Source organism: Streptomyces sp. PTY087I2 (assembly GCF_001687325.1).
GTDB lineage: Bacteria > Actinomycetota > Actinomycetes > Streptomycetales > Streptomycetaceae > Streptomyces.
Genome location: NZ_LZRD01000001.1, coordinates 320,895 through 338,791, shown reverse-complemented (window position 1 = coordinate 338,791; position 17,897 = coordinate 320,895). Strand labels below are relative to the sequence as shown.

Annotated in this window: 12 protein-coding genes and 2 pseudogenes; 7 read left to right on the top strand and 7 right to left on the bottom strand. The window is 67.0% G+C overall.

Features of this window, described 5'->3' with window-relative positions; translation table 11 throughout:
• The first annotated feature begins 15 nt into the window (after nt 1–15).
• Nucleotides 16–747 (top strand): trans-aconitate 2-methyltransferase, encoded by a 732-nt coding sequence (locus A3Q37_RS01540; RefSeq protein WP_107471467.1) that lies wholly within the window; start codon nt 16–18, stop codon nt 745–747.
• 48 nt (nt 748–795) lie between these two features.
• On the opposite strand, the gene A3Q37_RS01535 is transcribed toward A3Q37_RS01540, so the two are convergent.
• Nucleotides 796–1,641 carry a class I SAM-dependent methyltransferase gene (locus A3Q37_RS01535; RefSeq protein WP_065476479.1) on the bottom strand — a complete coding sequence of 282 codons (846 nt, stop codon included), beginning with the start codon at nt 1,639–1,641 and terminating at the stop codon, nt 796–798.
• 1,332 nt (nt 1,642–2,973) lie between these two features.
• Here A3Q37_RS01535 and A3Q37_RS38270 point away from each other — a divergent pair.
• From A3Q37_RS38270 to A3Q37_RS01525, 3 genes are all read left to right on the top strand, one after another.
• The gene (locus A3Q37_RS38270; RefSeq protein WP_079137601.1) at nt 2,974–3,417 is read left to right on the top strand and encodes a Fur family transcriptional regulator; all 444 of its coding nucleotides are present in this window, start codon (nt 2,974–2,976) and stop codon (nt 3,415–3,417) included.
• Between the two features lie 291 nt (nt 3,418–3,708).
• A complete protein-coding gene (locus tag A3Q37_RS01530) occupies nt 3,709–5,571 on the top strand; it encodes an ABC transporter ATP-binding protein (RefSeq protein ID WP_065476476.1) in 1,863 nt (620 codons plus the stop codon).
• On the top strand, nt 5,568–7,322 hold the full coding sequence (locus A3Q37_RS01525; RefSeq protein ID WP_065476471.1) for an ABC transporter ATP-binding protein: 1,755 nt from the start codon (nt 5,568–5,570) through the stop codon (nt 7,320–7,322). The genes A3Q37_RS01530 and A3Q37_RS01525 overlap by 4 nt, the downstream gene beginning before the upstream one ends.
• A 78-nt stretch (nt 7,323–7,400) precedes the next feature.
• Here the strand turns inward: A3Q37_RS01525 and A3Q37_RS01520 are convergent, their stop codons facing one another.
• The 3 genes from A3Q37_RS01520 to A3Q37_RS01510 all read right to left on the bottom strand — a co-directional run bounded on the left by A3Q37_RS01520 (nt 7,401) and on the right by A3Q37_RS01510 (nt 9,826).
• The gene (locus tag A3Q37_RS01520; RefSeq protein ID WP_065476468.1) at nt 7,401–8,144 is read right to left on the bottom strand and encodes a cyclopropane-fatty-acyl-phospholipid synthase family protein; all 744 of its coding nucleotides are present in this window, start codon (nt 8,142–8,144) and stop codon (nt 7,401–7,403) included.
• Nucleotides 8,145–8,337: 193 nt separating this feature from the next.
• Complete coding sequence (locus A3Q37_RS01515; RefSeq protein ID WP_141693535.1) at nt 8,338–9,096, bottom strand: TetR/AcrR family transcriptional regulator; 759 nt, start codon at nt 9,094–9,096, stop codon at nt 8,338–8,340.
• Nucleotides 9,097–9,379: 283 nt separating this feature from the next.
• Nucleotides 9,380–9,826 carry an ATP-binding protein gene (locus A3Q37_RS01510; RefSeq protein WP_065476462.1) on the bottom strand — a complete coding sequence of 149 codons (447 nt, stop codon included), beginning with the start codon at nt 9,824–9,826 and terminating at the stop codon, nt 9,380–9,382.
• 195 nt (nt 9,827–10,021) lie between these two features.
• Here A3Q37_RS01510 and A3Q37_RS35250 point away from each other — a divergent pair.
• A pseudogene (locus tag A3Q37_RS35250) lies at nt 10,022–10,337 on the top strand (HAD family hydrolase); the annotation flags it as partial.
• A 282-nt stretch (nt 10,338–10,619) separates the two neighbouring features.
• Here the strand turns inward: A3Q37_RS35250 and A3Q37_RS01505 are convergent.
• Complete coding sequence (locus tag A3Q37_RS01505; RefSeq protein ID WP_065476459.1) at nt 10,620–11,177, bottom strand: helix-turn-helix domain-containing protein; 558 nt, start codon at nt 11,175–11,177, stop codon at nt 10,620–10,622.
• Nucleotides 11,178–11,252: 75 nt separating this feature from the next.
• On the opposite strand from A3Q37_RS01505, the gene A3Q37_RS01500 reads away from it, so the two are divergent.
• The gene (locus tag A3Q37_RS01500; protein WP_065476455.1) at nt 11,253–12,902 is read left to right on the top strand and encodes a bifunctional NAD(P)/FAD-dependent oxidoreductase/class I SAM-dependent methyltransferase; all 1,650 of its coding nucleotides are present in this window, start codon (nt 11,253–11,255) and stop codon (nt 12,900–12,902) included.
• 188 nt (nt 12,903–13,090) lie between these two features.
• Here A3Q37_RS01500 and A3Q37_RS01495 read toward each other — a convergent pair whose 3' ends face one another.
• Both A3Q37_RS01495 and A3Q37_RS01490 read right to left on the bottom strand, forming a co-directional pair.
• A complete protein-coding gene (locus A3Q37_RS01495) occupies nt 13,091–16,402 on the bottom strand; it encodes a choice-of-anchor M domain-containing protein (protein WP_065476452.1) in 3,312 nt (1,103 codons plus the stop codon).
• A 153-nt stretch (nt 16,403–16,555) separates the two neighbouring features.
• Entirely contained in the window at nt 16,556–17,206 is a 651-nt protein-coding gene (locus A3Q37_RS01490; RefSeq protein ID WP_176711319.1) for a TIGR03769 domain-containing protein, read from the bottom strand.
• 341 nt (nt 17,207–17,547) lie between these two features.
• Between A3Q37_RS01490 and A3Q37_RS01485 the strand changes: the two are divergent.
• Nucleotides 17,548–17,897, top strand: a pseudogene (locus A3Q37_RS01485) (transposase); the annotation flags it as partial.

The window sequence follows — 17,897 nt, the reverse complement described above, 5'->3', positions numbered from 1 at the left end:
GAGAGAGGATCATTCATGGTTGCCGACTACTACACGAAGTCCGCCGAGTTCTACGAGATGGTCGCTGCCCGGCACGCCCACACCAGCGCCGGGCCACTGACGACTGCGCTCTCCTCCGTGTGCACGGAAGGCGGGCCCGTCGTCGAGATAGGGGCAGGCACTGGCCGGATCACCGAAGTCATCGCCCGGGCCCTTCCCTCAGTGCCCATCATTGCCGCCGAGCCGTCCGTGCCCATGCGTGCGATGCTCACCAGCCGGGTCTTCAACGATGCCGATCTGCGCAAGCGTGTGACGATCGCTGCGGAGCCGGCTCAACGACTCGCCTTGCCCCAACGGATCAGCGCAGTGGTGATCTTCGGTGTGGTAGGCCATTTGACCCAGGCCGAGCGCAGAGACCTCTGGCGTGAGCTGGGGGCCAGGCTTCCCGCCGGTGCTCCGATCGTGGTCGAGCTCATGGGGGTGGGGACCGCCCGCCACGTGCCCCCGTTCAGGATGCTCCGGGAGACCATAGGGGACCAGACGTACGAATGGTGGACCGAGGCGGAGCCACTCAAGGGGCAGGTGATGCGGTGGCGCACCTCGTGGAAGGTCCTGCGGGACGGCGAATTGGTACGCAGCACCACCGACAGCTATGACTGGGAGAACCTCACGCTGGAACAGCTCGCGGAGGAGGCGGGCATGAGTAGCAGCCTTATCAGCGCCGGAGGAGTGCCGGGCGCTCCGGAGATCGGCAAACTCTACCGCTGACCCTTTGTCGATCACAGTTCGACAAAGGGTCAGCAGTCCAACCACGAGTCAGCGCACGCCCGTTACCAGAAGCGTGGGATGGACGACGTAGTAGCCGGGGTCATCGAGTACGTAACGGGGCCCCGGCGACATGAGCTCTTCGGCCTCACGGACTTCTTCCGCGCTCATCCCGGCCTTTTGCCCGGCCGACCTGGCGGCTTCGAGTAGTTCAGGGAAGACGACCTTCTCCAGGTAGGGGCGTACGGAGGGGTCGCTGTCGGCCGGGAACCCGATTCGAGGGATCACGCGCAGACCCACTTCGCGCAGCCCGGACGCCAGCACCCAGTGGACATGGCGTTCGTAGTGGGTCGGCCCGCTTCCGGGAATGCCCCAGTTGAGCTCAGACGCCATCCGGAGCTTGTTCTGGAGCTGTGAGTGCCCCGGCAGGAACATCGATTGGTAGTAGTTGCTGGTGAAGATCGCGAGGGTGCCATCGGGAGCCAACGCTTGTGCCATCAGCGCTACTGCCTCCGCAGGGTCCTCGAAGTTTCCCGGCCAGACGACATCGCTGGCCCAGATCGCGTCGAAAGTACCTCCAGCGGCACCTGCTTCTCCGAGTACGTCCAACAAGTCAGCTTCCTTGAAGCTCACTTGGGATGCTACGCCCTTCTCGGTTGCATGCGTGTCCGCCAAGGTCAGGGCATCGTGATGGGCGTCGACGCCCAGAACCAGTGCGTCCGGTCCCCCTGCGAGTGCCAGCGGCGGGAGCGCGCCACCCGCCCCGGTGCCCGCGTCCAGGAGCCGTCGCCGTCCCGCCAAATCCAGTGTGTCGACAGCCTGCTGTACTGCCTGCGCCATGAAGGCGCGGTTGCTCAGTAGGTAGGAGACGAGTCCGGTCTGCCGGATGTCAGTCATGCGGCCTCCCCTTTCCGGGAGTTGCTGTTAATGATCTTTCTGGTGAGGCGGTGTTCGGTTCGTAGACGCCCGCCGACACGCCGGGCCGCTTCAGGCCTTGGTATTGAAAATGATTACCATCTCGCATAGCGTAGTGCCAGTCGCTTGGTCAGACCGGCGTCAGGCCGTTTTCGCTCAGCCGGTCGTGTGCAAGCGGGGGGAGCCAGAGAGGCAGGTGGGGAATGATCCGAACTTCTGCACGGTCGGCGCGCACAGCTGGAGTGATGGTCCGTTCGTCGCCGGGCCTCCTCCTGCGGGTGCTGGCTGCGGAAGGAGACGCAGACGGTGCCGGCTTCCTGCCGTCGGCCTAGGCTCCTGCGACCCAGTTGCTTCGAACAGGGTGTCCGCAGCTCCCCTTCACCAGTTGCAGGCACCCTTCCGCAGGTCGGCGCCGGGCACCCTCCTCACCCGGCGCCGACCCACCCCTCGCCTGTCGGAAGGTCCTGGTTGCGGGCGTTCCGGGTCGGCCCATGGGCCGCAATACGCCTGCGCCGCCTCCGGTGCCATCCAAGACGAATTACGCGCCTGTCTCGGAGTGTCAAGACGTGAACGTCAACCTGTTGCGTAAGAGAGCCTGTGCCACCGCGGCGCCGCCACTGCTGGCAATCTCGCTTGCCGTGCCTGCTCTCATGTCCGGGAACCCGCAGCTCGTCGAAGAAAGGCGCGCCGTTGAGCAACCCTGTCGCGGGGGTGCCGGGCCTGGTGACGTTCGTTTCGTCGTGGGCCTGCTGCCTTCCCGTGGCTCCACGGTCGTACGGACTCGTGATGACGCGATGACCCTTGCCGCCGACCGGGACTCGAAGAACGCTGTCCTGGACCTAGCGGGAACGGAGGGCGGCATCTTTGGTCCCGAGGCTGGGGGAATGCGGTGCTTTGACTGCTGGGTGGGCCCGCCCCGGCCCGCGCGGGGCGACGCCGTCTTGTCGAACGGCAAGGTAACGAAGTCGGTCGGAGAAGGAACCGCGGCATCCCACGAAAGTGCCGCACCGCTCTGGTGGGGGGTAGGCGTGGCAACCGTGGTGGCCGCCGTGGCCGGGACCGTGGTGTGGCACTCCGGGCGTCGGGAAACCCGAGTGGACCGTGTTCGCGGCACGGACAGGGCGGAGGAGCAGTAGAGATGGCTGGAGTTTGCCCACCCGAACCGCCAGTTCTCGGATCACGGCCAGCGGTGGTGGAACCCGGAACCGGCTCTTGCCTCAGTCGCATCGGCCCGGCTGCTTACACGGGATCGTGCGTCGATCAACAGGTGGGCCCGGGGAGTGATCTTCCGGTAGCGGCGGGGGAGTTGAGACAGTGAGACGGGTGAGGCCGAAACCGCAACGCCGACGGCGCGGACGAGAGCGCGTTGCTGAGCGACGGGCCGATGTCATTGCGGCACTCAAGGAGAACGCCGGCTTCCTCACCGCCTCCGAGCTGCACGCAACCATGGTGCGGAGCGGCAACACTATCGGGCTCACAACGGTCTACCGGGCTCTTGCCAGGGCCGAGCGTGAGGGGCTGCTGGAGGCGGTTCGGCAAGACGGGGGAGCTCGCGCCTACCGGCATCTGCCGCAAGTTCACGCCCACCACCTCACGTGCAGGGAATGTGGCCACGGCGTACTTTTCGCCTCGGCAGAGTTTGAGGCATGGGTCGAAACCCTCGGGCAGCGCTACGGGTTCCTGGACGTGCGGCACGCGGTGAGTGCGACGGGCACGTGCTCAGGGTGTACGACGGCGCTCAATCCTGACAGTGATTGAGCAGGGTGAGAGATGGCCTGTCGCTCCCAGACGTGAGTGTCGAACTTTGGCCCATCAGGCGGGCAGCCGTGTGGAGGGAGCTGCACGGAACGATGTCACGGCTACCCGCGAGTTTCAGGTGCGGCGTAGCTACGGGGACGTGAGTCCTCCGCCCCCACCGACTCTTAACGGCCCAGCACAGCAGACGCGTACAGTGTTCGCATAAGGTCACCCTTATTAGGGGTCGGCGTACGGCTGCGAACCCTTGGCGTGCCGCGGCGCGGCCTGAGCCATCAATGGCAAGGAGGAGACATGGTGCAAGCGAGATCCCTCACGGATCCTCAATCGACCGAGTCGGGGGAGAAACGACCGGGCAGCCGAGATCCCCTGATGTCCCTGCTCGGTAGCGTTCGTGGCCGGCTGATCCTCGCTCTCGCTGTGGGCGCGGCCGCGGGTGTACTAGGCGTTGTGGGTCTCGTACTGGTGGGGCTTGCACTTGAGGAGTTGTTCAGAGGGGAGCCTTCGAGTGCTGCGATCGCCTGGTTGCTGATCTTCGCCGGCCTCGCCATGATCGGCCGGTTCGCCCTGAGGAAGTGGGCGTTCGACCTTTCTCACCTGGCCTCCTTCTCGCTGGAGGCCACCCTTCGAGGTGACCTGGCGAAGCACCTCGCTGTCGTACCCTTGGGCCGGGTCCAATCCCTGGGTTCCGGCGCCTTGAAGAAGATCGTCCAGGACGATGTGAGGGCTCTGCACTCCGCTGTCGCCGACGCGACGCCGATGGTCGGAGCCGGGCTGGCCCAGCCGGTCGCGGCCCTCGTCGCGCTAGCGTTCGTGGACTGGCGACTTCTGCTCGCGGTTCTCGCGGTGGTTCCTGCCGTGGCGATCGGCTTCAGCCTGGTCACCCGCGACTATGCGGAACATCGCCGCGCCTATGACGAAGCGAATGAGGCCGTCAACGAGGCAGTGGTCGAGTTCGTCCAGGGCATGCCGGTTGTCCGTACCTTCGACGATGGAACCACCTCCTTCGCGCGCTTCGCGGAGAGGGTGGAGAACTTCAACCGGGCCACTGAACTATGGCAGCGCCAGGGGAAGACCGCCGGAGTGCTGACGCGTGCGGCGATGACCCCCCTGCCCACGTTGGTCATCGTCCTCGCGGTCGGTACGTGGCTTGTCTCCACCGGCTCCATGTCGATCATGAGCCTTGTCCTGGCGGTGCTGCTCGGCACCATGCCGATCGAGTCGGTGGTCCCCCTGATGTACCTCAGTAACTTCATCACCGAGTCCCGCGCCGGTGCGGTGCGAATCAACGAGATCCTCGCCCTACGGCCGCTGCCTGAGGCGAAGGCGCCGCAGCGACCGGTCGACGGATCCGTCGTCTTCTCCAATGTCGTCTTCTCCTACGACAGTGACGGACCGAACCCTCGTAAGGCCTTGGACGGAGTGGACCTGCACGTCCCCGCCGGCACGGTATGCGCGCTCGTCGGCGTATCAGGATCCGGCAAGTCGACGATCGCGCGACTTGTTCCCCGGTTCTGGGACGTGGACGCCGGATCTGTGAGCGTCGGTGGTGTCGACGTTCGAGACATCAGCTCGGAGATGCTCCTGAAGCACGTGGGCATGGTTTTCCAGGAACCGTTTCTCCTCGACGACACCGTGGCGGAGAACATCAGGCTTTCCCGGCCGGATGCCACCGATGAAGAGGTGGAAGCAGCTGCTCGGGCTGCTCAAGCAGACGAGTTCATCCGCACCGAGCTTCCCGACGGGTACACCACGCGGGTCGGCGAACGAGGCAGCCTGCTTTCCGGGGGCCAACGCCAGCGGATCACCATCGCGCGGGCGCTACTCGCTGACTCCCCGATCATCGTGCTGGACGAGGCGACAGCTTTCGCCGACCCGGAAAACGAAGCGGCTATCCAGCGCGGCCTGGCCGAACTGACGCGGAACCGTACTGTCGTTGTGATCGCGCATCGGCTGAACTCGATTGTCGACGCTGATCAGATCGTCGTCCTGGAGCGGGGGCGGGTGGCCGAGAGTGGCACGCATGACGCACTCCTGCGAACCGACGGACGATACGCGGCGATGTGGCGACAGCACATCCGGGCCGACGAGTGGGGCCTGGACAGCCACCGACCGGTCGCCTCCTCCGCCGACAAGACCACGGAGATACCGATATGAAGCGCCTCGTTCGACTGATGATGCTCGCTGCCGGATCACGAGGGCGACAGTTCTTTGCCGCCCTGAGAGCGTCCGTCGTCGGATCGGTCGCCCAGGCGGCCGCCTATGGCGTGCTGATTGGTCTCATCAACGAACTGGCCCAGCCCGAGGTGGACAGGACTGCGGCGTGGTCCTGGTTCGCGGCATTCGGCGCCCTCTACGCTGTCGAAGCGGTCTGTCGTCTGTCCGAGCTGCGTTTCCACTACGAAGAGTGGGCGCGGGTGATGTCCGATCTGAGGCTTGGGCTGGGTGAGAAGCTTCGCGCCATGCCGCTGCGTGACCTGGAACAACGTGCGGCCGGCGATCTCGGGGCACTGGTAGGGGGGAACGTCGCGACTGCTTCGATGGGAGCCTCCCAGGTTGCCTTCCTCTTCGTCCAAGCCGCAGTCGTACCGGTGGTTCTTGTCGGTGTGCTCCTGGTAGTGGACTGGCGCATCGGCCTGGTGCTCCTGGTGACCCTCCCGGCCGCAGTGCCGTTCGTCCGCAGAATCCAGCGGCGCTCGGGAGAAGGACTCAGGCTAGTCAACACCACCGACGCGGAAACCGCTTCGAGGATTGTCGAGTACGTCCAGGGGCTGCCGGTGCTGCGGGCGACAGGGCAGGCGGGCCCGTCATCCAAGCGTCTGGAGCACGCGTTGAAGCGGCAGACGCATGTCATGAGCGATACGCAGAAGTCGCTCACGCTGCCGAGCATTGTCGCGACGACAGCTATGCAGGTGGCCATCGTCGCAGCGGTGGCCGTGGGCGCGTCGCTCGTGCTCAAGGCCGACATGTCCGCGCCGCTTCTCGTGGCCCTGACGGTGGCCGCAGTGAAGCTTGCCGAGCCGCTCGCCAATGTGGCGTCCATGATCGCAGTCTTCGATCTGGCGGACGCGTCATTGGAGCGCATCGCTGAGGTGATGGACAGCGAGCCTCTACCGGTCGGTGACCCGGAGGCCCGCCTCGATCGCTTCGACATCGAGTTCCGGGACGTCACCTTTCACTACCACGCAGCAGCTGCCGAACCTGTCCTGAACGACGCTTCCTTCAGGTCGCCCGCGCGGTCGCTGACGGCGCTTGTGGGTCCCTCGGGCTCAGGCAAGACCACGATCTCAAGGCTCATTACCCGATACGCCGACCCGGAATCCGGCGCCGTGCTCATAGGGGGAAGAAACCTCAGGGACGTCGACCCCAAGGAAATCTACCGGTCCGTCGCCGTCGTCTTCCAGGACGTCTATCTCTTCGACGACACGATCCGAGCCAACATCGCCATGGCTCGCCCCGACGCCTCGGACGCAGAGGTGGAGGCCGCGGCCCGTGCGGCGAATGTGCACGGCTTCGTCACGAGACTTCCGCACGGCTACGAGACGAGAGTGGGCGAGATTGGGGGCGCCCTCTCCGGGGGCGAGCGCCAGCGGATCTCCATCGCCAGGGCCATACTGAAGGACGCTCCGATCGTACTGCTCGACGAACCAACTGCCGCGCTGGACAGCGAGAGCGAAGTCGCCGTTCAGGAAGCCATCGACGCACTTGTCGCGGACAAGACCGTGCTGGTCATCGCGCACCGCCTGTCGACCGTGGTACGAGCGGACCAGATTCTCGTAGTCGACGACGGCAGAATCGTGGAGAGAGGTGGCCACGACGAGCTGCTGCAGTCTGGAGGCCGGTACGCGGACATGTGGAAGGCTCAAACCGGTGTACGCCGGTGGAAGGTGAACAGCGCCTCAGCGTGACGAAGTCTCGTGCACGGTAGGCAGTGAAGCGCGTGGGCCTCGGCGTCTCACCGCCAACCGTGCACCAGTTCGTCAGTTCTACTTCTGGCGAGTGATGGTGTGCAACCCGTGGGCCGCGTCCACTGAGGAGACCACCAGACCGTGTGCCTGGAGTTCTGCCGACAACTGGTCGGTGGTGAATACGTGCCACAGATCGGAGGCGGTGAACTCATTGAGCGTAGTGCCGTTCTCCGTGACTCTGTACGTCATACTCCACGTCACGGAACTCTCGCCGGAGGGCTCGGCTGAGGCGGATGCAGCATAGACGCGGCGCCCGACCTTCACCTCATCCATCGGCGTCGAGGGGACGGCTTCCGGCCGGGTCGGCGGGTAAATATTCAGTACGGCCCGGCCACGCGGAGCCAGGTGTCGAGCCAGCAGGGCCCAGAGGGCGCCGCGCTCATCGGGTGTCAGGTGCCCGATGACGTTCATCGCCACGAACCCCGAAACCTGTTCGGGCAAGGGCGCCGACAGGATGTCCTCATCCAGCACCGTGACGCGAGTGGCCAGGTCGCGATCGGCGACGGTCCTGGCCAGCAGCGCGGTACGCAAGGAAGGATGGGGCTCCACCGCGAGGATCTCGGCCGTCGGGAGGGCAGTGGCTATGGTGACGGTGCCTCCACCGGTGCCGGCGCCGATGTCCACTATGGGGCCTGCTGTGGTGTCAGTGCCATCGAGTGCTCGGCCGAGGGCTGGACCGAGATCCTTCCATGCGCCCGGAAGCAGGAGAGCCACGTACTCAGCTGTCCTGTCGTAGAAGTGCTGCCCAGTGTTCGCGTGCATGTCGTCTCCAGAAGACCCGAGGATTTCGGCAGGCTTGTCGAGGGAGAGGCCCGGTGCCGCACACAAGGGCTGTACTTATTCGAGTCTGCCTGGCGAATTCGCAGCGGGGCGAGCGTCTCAACCCTGCAGCCCATCCTAGAGCGAAAATGATAATCATCAACAGATGGGCGCGGCCGACTCTTGGAGGCAGCGGTCAAGCCGGTGTGCCGCTGTTGCTGATCAGCGCGGTCAGGAGAGGCTTGACTGTCTCCGCGAACTCGTCCCGCGCATTCCCGTTGGCAGCAGTTGCGGCAGCTGCCAGGGAGGGGAAGCGATACGCGTCAATCCGTCTCACCGCCTCCTTGCGCTGGGTAGGTGGTTGTGGAGGAGTGAGTGGGTGCTGTGCCAGCAGCTCACCAAGGATGAGGTGCCAGCAGGCTTGAAACGCGCTGAGAGCTTCCCTCGCAGAGAGGCCGGCGGCGATGAAGTCGGCTACACAGGCTTCGGCGAAGTGAAAGGCCGTTTCGGCGACGAGTTCACCGCGGATGAGAACGTGCAGTACCCAGACATGGTGGGCCATATAGTCGTGGGCTTCGACCAGGCGTTCCAGCAGCCGTTCTTGGGGTGCTTCTCCTCGCACCTCGACTGGCAGGCCAGACGCCACCTGCTCCAGAATCGCCACCAGGAGGGCCTCGCGATCGGCTACGTGCCGGTAGAGGGAGGTGGCCGCAGTGTCGAGTTCTCGTGCGACTCCTCGCATGGTCAGCGCGTCCAGTCCCTCTCGCTCGATGAGCGCTCGGCCGGCTGCCACTACGGACTCGGGCGTCAGGCCTGGTCGGGGTCGACGCCGACCGTAGCGCCCCTGTGCGTTCGCCTCCTGTGTCATGGCGTTCATCGTTTCATGCCGGAGAAGGCTGCAGCGCACCCGCGAGCCGGTGCAGAAGACCCAGGTGGTGTTGACCTGGGAGTTCACGGTGCTATGGCGAGGTTGCGCATGGTGGCGACGGGTTGGACGACGCGCGGGCGAAGGTGTGCTCGGCACGGGCGTGTATGTGCCGGTGCTCGACGTCGTTTCCCGTGGCCGCCCAGGAGTGTGGGTCCGGCACTTCTGCGGGACAATGAGCCCGGTGCCAAGGTCCGGTTCCAGCGCGCCGCCTTCCCTTTTCGTCGACCCGGCCCGCTCTCCGCGCTCTTGCGCTGGGCCACCTCGGGGTTGCCATCGACGCCACCCGGGCTCCGGCAGCACGCCCCCGAGGTCACTCGAGCATTAGGCAGCGTCCGTGCACTTCAGCCGCTGAGGTATGACGGGCAAGTGCGCAGGGGGGGCATCGGAGCCGGGCCCAGACGCACTTCCCGCCGCACGGGCGCGGGACCCATCCGTGGTCGTCGGCCGGGATGTCCAGTAGGAGCAGACCGCGGCCGCCGTCCTCGTAGCCGGGGACACGGGCGGGGCTTGGGGGAAGGGGCCGGTCGCTGGCGTCGGTGACGGCAAGCACAACGTGACCGTACGACGGGTCGACGATCAGCTCCACTTCGTTGTCGTCAGTTGCGGCGATGGCCTCGTCGGCGACAACCGCGTTCGTCACCAGCTCGGAGACGGCGAGTACGACCGGGTCGCGGACGTCGGCCGGCAGCAGCGGGGCCGCCCATCGCCTAGCGGCGCTCACGGACATGGGATGCGGCGGCAGCAGCAGATATGGCATGGCGCTGAGTCCTCCCAAGGTGGTTCGGCGACCGACCGGTTTAGAGGCCCACCTCTTCGACGCTCAGGAGGAGGGCGTGTGACGCCCGCCTCCAGGATATCGCCGCCGAAGCACTCAAATTTTCCGTCCGCTGCGGCCACGGGCATTCTGCCCGAAGGACCGGTACGTGGAAGGTGTTTGGCCTTCCAAATGTGATTGCTTACCGGCGACAACGAGCGCGCGGCCCGGTACCTGGCCGCCCAGGTCGGCATCACCGACGTCCGCGCCCGACTCCTCCCCCAGGACAAGGTCGCCGCGGTCAAGGCGTGGGAGGCGGAAGGACGGCGGGTGCTGGTGGTCGGCGACGGCGTCAACGACGCCCCCGCCCTTGCCGCCGCGCACTCCGGTAACGCGCTGGGCAGGGCCGGCTCAGTTCGCTGGGCACGAGGACTCCACTGTCATCGTCGGCCTCAACGGCCTGCGCCTGCTGCGCGAAGCCGCCCGGCCCCGCCTGACCAATGACACTGCGTGAGTGCCAACGCATCCGCCGTATCGCTCCACGTCCTCCGTCGGTCCTCAGGGCGCCTGGACCATACGCGCCAACGACTGCCTCGACGCCCGCGAACGCGTCAACGTCATCGTCGTCCAGCCCCCACCGAAGGCCGCCGCAATGGGGGTCGGCCCGTCTGGCTCAGTCTGGTCAACGACCCCGCGGTCGCGCGAGGTGATCGTGGTCCCGCCGCTGCGCGCTGTAGTCCGGCCCGACCTGCCCCATAGCCCTCGGGGTTGCCGGGCATTTCCAAGGGGCGTCGAGTTACTGATGTACATGGGCACGCTGTCCGGCACGGTCGAAGACCATGATCAGCTCGGCCGGGCCGTCCAGGGCGGTGATCGCGTGCGGGACCATCGTCGCGAACTCCGCTGCCTCTCCTGTGGCGACATCGATACGCCGGTCTCCCAGCCACAGCCGTACGCACCCTTCCAGTACGAGGAACCAGTCATGACCTGGGTGCACCCGCCGGCCGGGCGACTCCTGGGACGGCTCAAGGCGGATCTTCACCGCGACCGTACGCCCGTCCGGACGGCTCAGCGGCCATGTCGTCCATGTGCCGCTGCTGTGTGCGACCGGACGAATGACGACGTCGTCATCGGCGGGCACCTCGAAGAGTGCGCCGAGACTCAGCTGAAGGGCGTTGGCCAGCGGAACGAGCACATCGAGACTCAGCGTGCGCTTTCCAGTCTCCACACGGCTGATGGTTGACGGGCTGAGGTTGGTGCGTTCGGCCAGTTCATCGAGGGAATACCCGAGGGTGATGCGCATGCTGCGCAGGCGGGACCGGGCCAGGGCTTCGATGTCGGCGACTTCGTTCATCCGTCCATGGTGGTGTGTCTTGCTGATTGTGCAAGGTTGCTTGCGGAAAATGCCAGCGGTTGTACCGTCGAGTTCATGAGCGAGCACCCCACACACAAGGCGCACTCGGCCTCGTCCGAGCCCACCGAGCAGGTCGGCCGCATCCCGTATCCCACCCTGGAACGCCATTGCGACGTCGCGGTGATCGGCGGTTCGGCCGCCGGTCTCGCGGCGGCCCTGCAGCTTTCCCGTCAGCGGCGCGGCGTTGTCGTGGTCGACGACGGCACCCCACGCAACGCCCCGGCCGCGCACATGCACGGATACCTGGGATGTGAGGGGGCCGCGCCCGGAGAGCTCGCGGAGGCCGGGCGCGCGGAAGTACGCATGTACGGTGGGGAGGTGCTCCCCGGGCGAGTCGTGGGGGTGTACCGTCGCGATGACGGCCGGTTCCGACTCGACCTCACCGGTGGACACACGCTGGTGGCCCGTCGCGTTCTTGCTGCGACCGGCCTGTCCGACGAGCTCCCTGCGATCGACGGCCTCGCCGAAGGCTGGGGGCGTGGCGTGATCCATTGCCCCTTCTGTCATGGCTTCGAGGTCCGCGATCAGCGCCTGGTGCAGATCGTCACACACCCGCTGGGCCTTCACCCGACCCCGCTGTACCGGCATCTGAGCGGCCGGCTCACCGTGGTGCTGCACGACCCGACCGGGCTCGACGAGAGTGGAGTAGAAGCTCTCGCCGCCTCAGGCGTCACCGTCGAGCGTGGCGAGGTCAGCCGAGTCGTTACCAGGCCGGGCGGTGAAGTGTCCGGGGTCGAGTTCGCCGACGGTCGCATGATTGAGGCCGACGCCGTGGTGGTCAGTTCACGCTTCCGTGTACGCGCCGACGTGCTGGCCGGGGTTGGGCTCACCACGACCCCGCACCCGACCGGTGCCGGTGACTTCGTCGCGGTCGACCCGCGCGGTGAGACCGCTGTACCGGGGCTCTACGCGGCCGGCAACGTCACAGACCCGAGCCTGCAGGTGCTGCCGTCGGCGGCCCAAGGCAGCCAGGTCGGCGCCATGATCGCCTTCAGTCTCGCGGAGGAGGACGTGCGCGCCGCCGTCCGGCACTCGGGCGAGGAAGCCGACTGGGACCACCGCTACGGGGGCACCGACCGCGCCTGGAGCGGCAACCCCAACGGCACGCTGGTCCACGAGGCCACCTCCCTGGCCCCGGGCCGCGCGCTCGACGTGGGCACCGGCGAGGGCGCCGACGCTCTCTGGCTGGCCGAGCACGGCTGGAAGGTGACCGCCACCGACATCTCCGGCAACGCGCTCGCCCGGGTACGAGCCGAGGCGGAACAGCGCGGGCTCGCCGTCCAGCTCGTCCGCAGCGACGCCAACGACCCGGCCCCCTTCGGCACCGAGGTCTTCGACCTGGTCTCCCTCCAGTACGGGTCGTTCAAGCGCACCCCCGACCAGCGCGGCTTGCGCAGTCTGCTCGCCGCCGTCGCCCCCGGCGGCACTCTCCTCGTCGTGCATCACGACCTCACTCCCCTGAGCGACCCGGTGGACGTGGCGGTCCAGACCCGGATGTACGACCCGGAGGCGTTCGTCGGGGTTGACGAGATTGCTGACGCGCTCGCCGCCGACCCCGAGACCTGGCACGTCGAGACCCACGAAACCCGGCAGCGCCCGCCCGGCGCGGCCAGCACCCACCATGTCAGTGACGTCGTGCTGCGTGCCACCCGACGAACCGGCTGAACACGCTGGAGGGATCGGCCGGCGTGTTCACGGATCGGTTCGGTCCCCGGACGGACTTGCCGCCGATACGGCCCTGCGCTTTGACCGCTCTGAAGCGTGTCAAGGCGCAGGGCCGTCGCATTGGGTGCCCGAGCCAGGATGCTTGTCCCCGCAGTAGCAACCGGAGTCCCGGCGGTTTGCGACGCCGCTCAGAAACGGTGCCGCCGGCTGCGCCGCCAGAACACCAGACCGGCGCCGACAGCTGACATGAGCGCTGCCACAGCGAGGAGCCGGCAGACCTCTGTGCCGGTCCGGGCGAGGGTACCGCCGTCCGTCACCGATACCTTGCCCACGTCTGAACCATTGCTGGTTCCGGCCGTACTCGGAACCGCCCCGGGAAGCGCCGAACCCGGGTGAGGTGCAGGGTCCGGCGGGAGCGCGGGGGAGGGGACAGGGGACGGAGAGACCACCGTCACCGGGGCTGAAGGCGCGGAGGTCTCGGACGGCCCTATCGCGTTCACCGCGGTGACTGTGGCCGTCCACCTGCCGGCCGGTACTCGGGTGAAGTCGGCGGACGCCACTCCTCCGCCCACCGTCCGGGTCATCCGCCGACCTGAATCGGGGGTGAGAGTCACGTGGTAGCGGGTGATGGGGGAACCGCCGTCGGCGGGGACCTTCCAGGACGCCGAGACGGTGGACCCGTCCGCCAGGGCCTTTGGTGCGGCGGGCGCCGTTGGGACGGTCGCCTGGGGATCGGTTCCGGAACAGTCGGCCGGATTCACGGAGGTGGGGTCGGTCCGGCCGACGACGACGCCGAGCGTGAACGCGTCCGACGTGTCATGGCCACCGGAAAGCGTGGTCGACCGTTCGAAGGAGAGGCAGTACACCCCCTCCGCGGAGAAGGCCCAGGAACCGTGCGCGTGCGTGTTCTTGGCGATCTCGAACGAATCCGCGCCGGTGATTCCGTCGCCCGTGTCGAACAGCACGTTTGGTACGCCGGTGAAGTCGGTCTGATACAGCGCGAACCTGCCTGGCCCGGTCAGGCCCGTAAGGGCCCACCGGACGCCGGTCCGGGTCGCCTCGACCGGGATCTCCTCAGTGGACCAGCCGGGCCAGAGCAGCCCGAGTTCGGTCTGCTGGACCTGCGTCACCTCCCAGACGGGTTCACCGGGCGCCCCCAGGAACTCGTAGGCGGGCTCGGCCGGCACCTCTGACCGCGACTGCGGCAGGAGTTGGAGAACGGTCTCCTTCATGGCCCGGAAAACGGGTGCGCCGTTCGAAGTGGCGTCCTTCACCGTGGTGCGCAGAGAGCCGTTCTCGATCGTGGAGGCGATATCGATGTGTCCGTTGTTGAGGATGGTCGCCCCCGAGTCGGTTCGCGACCCGTTCGGGACGTCCCAGTCAGGTGTTCCGGGGCCCGGGTCGCCTCCGCCGGGCGGTGTCGCCTTGCCCCCGTCGGCGCAGGGGACGATCTCTTCGCCGGCGATGTGGTCGGGCGAGGAACTGTCATCGGAACCGACCGCGAAGGTCAGGGTCTTGGTGACCGAGGCGTTCCGCCCATCGGGAAGCGTCGCGGTCCAGGTGAGCGGAACGCAGTACACGCCTGCGGCTGAGAAGTCCCACCAGGTGCTCCCTGCGCGGGAGGAGACGGGGAGCGTGGTGGAGGTAAGCGCTGGGTCGGCCGAGGACAGCCCCCCGGGACTGACCGGATCGAAGACGTTCTCGTAGCGGAAGGTTCCCGGCCCCTCGATCGTGCCAAGACCGAGCGTGACGGCGGTACCGGGCTCTGTATCGGCGGATGTGATCCCACCGGTGTCCAGGACCATGCTGGTGGCGTCCCGCCACGTACCGTCGGCGCGTTGTGAGTCAGGGCGGAAGATCACCCGCTCCGTGTCGACGTAGGAGTGCGGTTCCGGCACGGTTCCGGCGACGTCCGCCACCACGTCGAGGTTCTCGCCGCGCAGGTGAGCGGCCAGTGCGACGCCTCGGGTGGCATGGGGATCGTCGACGACGTGCCGGTCGGGGGAGACGGGCGCGGGGACAGCCGGTGGCGCGGGGGCAGGGATGGTGATGCCCTGTTGGGTGCAGGGGGCCACGGACCTGGGATCGCCGTGGTCCCCGACGACCATGGTCAGCAGGCCGGTGTCCTCGGACCAGTGGCCGTCGGCGAGTTGGCCCGTCACCGAGATGGACAGGCAGTACACCCCCGGCCTGGTGAATGCCCATAGAGGATGAGCGTGCGCGTGCGTGCCGATCTGGAACGCGGACGGTGTCCCGAGGCGGGTGTTGAACCAGGAGTTGGTGCGAAGGGAGGATGGATTCGACAGCAGGGCGACGTCGGTATCCTCCGGGTTGACGATGCCGTCGCGGGTGAAGCCGTTGAGGGAGAAGGTCAGAGGAGACCGCAGGTGTTCGGCGTCGAGCGACTCGGTACTGAACCCTGGCCACGCGTAGTTTTCTCGCGAACTGCTGGTGGGGAAGTACCAGTAGGGCGTGCCTACAGGGCCGATGGCCGTCAGGTCCGACGCGTTCGTCGGTGGGAGCACGGTTGCGCCCGGTGGGGTGCGTGCGATCACCACCTCGCGCCACGGGGTCAGTTCGGCGTCCAGCCCGAGTGACAACTCGTTGTCGACGATGCCCGCCCGTACGTCGTGGTGCCCTTCTGTGATCGTCTCCCAGGGGCGGTCGCCCGGATCACCGGGGTCCGGGTCGACGCCCTCCGGCGGTGTGACGCCGACCTGGGTGCACGGCCGGAGATCGTTGGGCACCGCCTGGCCTACGACGACCGTGTAGGTCGCTGCGTCCCAGACGGTGCCTTTGCTCGCCGAGATCAGGTCGAGGTCGACGGTGAGGCAGTAGATCCCCGGTGCAGTGGCATGAAGTTCGTGCACCGTGTCGCCGTTCTTGGCCCCGGTCAGCGGCTCCTGGGGGACGCCGTCCTGCGCCGACGCGCAGTCCCAGACGGGTGACGAGCCGTCCGGCACCCGCAGGGTGCCGCCCGACGCGGTCGAGCAGTTCCGCAAGGTGAACCGCGGTTGACGTGGCGTGGTCTCGATGTCGTTCTGGTACGCCGCATTGGGGCCGACGCCGTTGAAGAGGTTCGCGGACGTCACGCTGGCCAGGGTGGTTCCGAACAGGATCCGCCCGTCCTCGCCCTTGAGATATTCCTCTCGCTTGCCCGGTGTCGGTGGGAAGAGGAAGTCGGCGTTCGCCGTGCGGTACGCGTTCGGTGATGCGTCGAACTCGCGCTCGCTGAGGTGAAGGACGGCCTCCTCCGGGGCGTACCAGCGGTAGTCCGAAAGATCGGTCTTGTCGATCCACCCCATCTCGAACGACTCGATCCGGCCGTCGGCGCCCTCCATGAGTGGCGCGAGCATGAGGTTGCCCTTATCGAAGACCACCGGCGGCGCCTCGTCCCGGACCGAGGCGAGTGTCGGGTGCGCGGTGGCTGCGCTGAGCGACGCTCCGGCGATCACGGCGGCGGTGAACATCCCCAGCAGTGAGGAGAGCGAGCGGGGCACGGAGACCTCATTCGTCGGTGACGAGGGCGGTGACGGCGAGCGCCACGTCTGGTGAAGGACCGGCGGGCAGGCAGGACCGCCCGAGGGTGGTCCTCGCGTATTGCCGGGGAGGCGCGGGCGGAAGCCGCGCTCCTCCCCGGCGGAACGGCTGCGTCAGGAGACGAGGAACGTGTAGGTCGAAGTCGACCCGGTCCAGGAGTTGAGCGTGGTCGAGTTGTACGCGTAGAACTCCAGCGCGTACGTTCCCGGAGCGGAGAACGCCCACTTCGCGTGCTCGTGGATCGCTGACGAACCGCTGCCGACCGAGAAGTCGTGGCGGTCACCGGCACTGTCGTACCAGGTCGCCCCGCCGTGCGTCACAGTCACGGTCCCGGTGCCCGGCGATCCGTCGGGGTTGGTGTGCACGACGCTGTCGAGGAGCAGTGCGAGCGTGTCACCCGAACTGAACGCACCACTGCTGATCAGGTTCGAGGCTCCTCCGAAGCCCGCGAAGGGAACGTTGTAGGTCACGGAGTCGCTGTAGCTCTCCGGCAGTACGTAGCCGCCGAGTTCCGGCGTGTTGGGCACCGCGATGTCCCAGGTGCCGGCTGAGACGGACGGCCCCGGGTCCGGCAGGGTTCGCAGCGTCAGGTTCGTACTGCTGGTCGCTTCGGCGTACACGATGTCGATGTGGCCCGAGGCCCATGTCGCGGCATGGGCGGGACTGGCCCCGAACAGCGCCGTCGCCAGAGCCAGAACGACCGCCGCAAGCGGCGTCGCGAACCGGTACCGGACGGTCGTCGATCTTTCCTTCACTGCTGTCACTGAGTACTTCTCCTCACGTGAAGTGGATTGAACCGGACGAGAGTGGGGTGATGGCCTGCATTTATGCGTAATGCGTACGATTTGCAAGCCTTGTCAGACATGCGGAGGGTGGCCGCAAAGCGGCCTCCCTCATGCCTCGTGGGTGGTGCTCGACTGCCTCTGGAGCCGTCGGCGCGGACTCCGGGGAAGGTTCTCGGCGGTCCAAACGAAAATGATTATCAATACGATAAGGGAAGGTGTGGTGCGCCTGTCAAGTGCGATGAGTGTGGGGCGGCATGTCAACTGTGTTGCGAGCGGGTGGAGTTGATATTCGGTGACCGGGCTCGCCCCCGTTCCAGCGGGTGGTGCCGGAGGCGCCGTCGCGGCCGCAGGGTGGTGGGCGGCGTCGGCATGGCGACCGGGAGGTGCTGGCCGCGATCGTGTTCGTGGCCAGGTCGGGTTGTACCTGGCAGCAGTTGCCTTCGGCGTCGTTCGGACCGTCCTGAGCGACCGCCCACCGGCGGTTCTCGGAGTGGTCGAAGGCCCGGGTGTGGGCCAAGCTCCACCGCCTGGTCCTCGACGAACTCGGCGCCTGCGGCGAGCTGGACTGGTCGCGGTGCGCGATCGACTCGGTGAACATGCGGGCTCTGAAAAGGGGGACCTGACAGGTCCGAATACTGTCGACCGGGGCAAGTACGGCTCGAAGATCCAC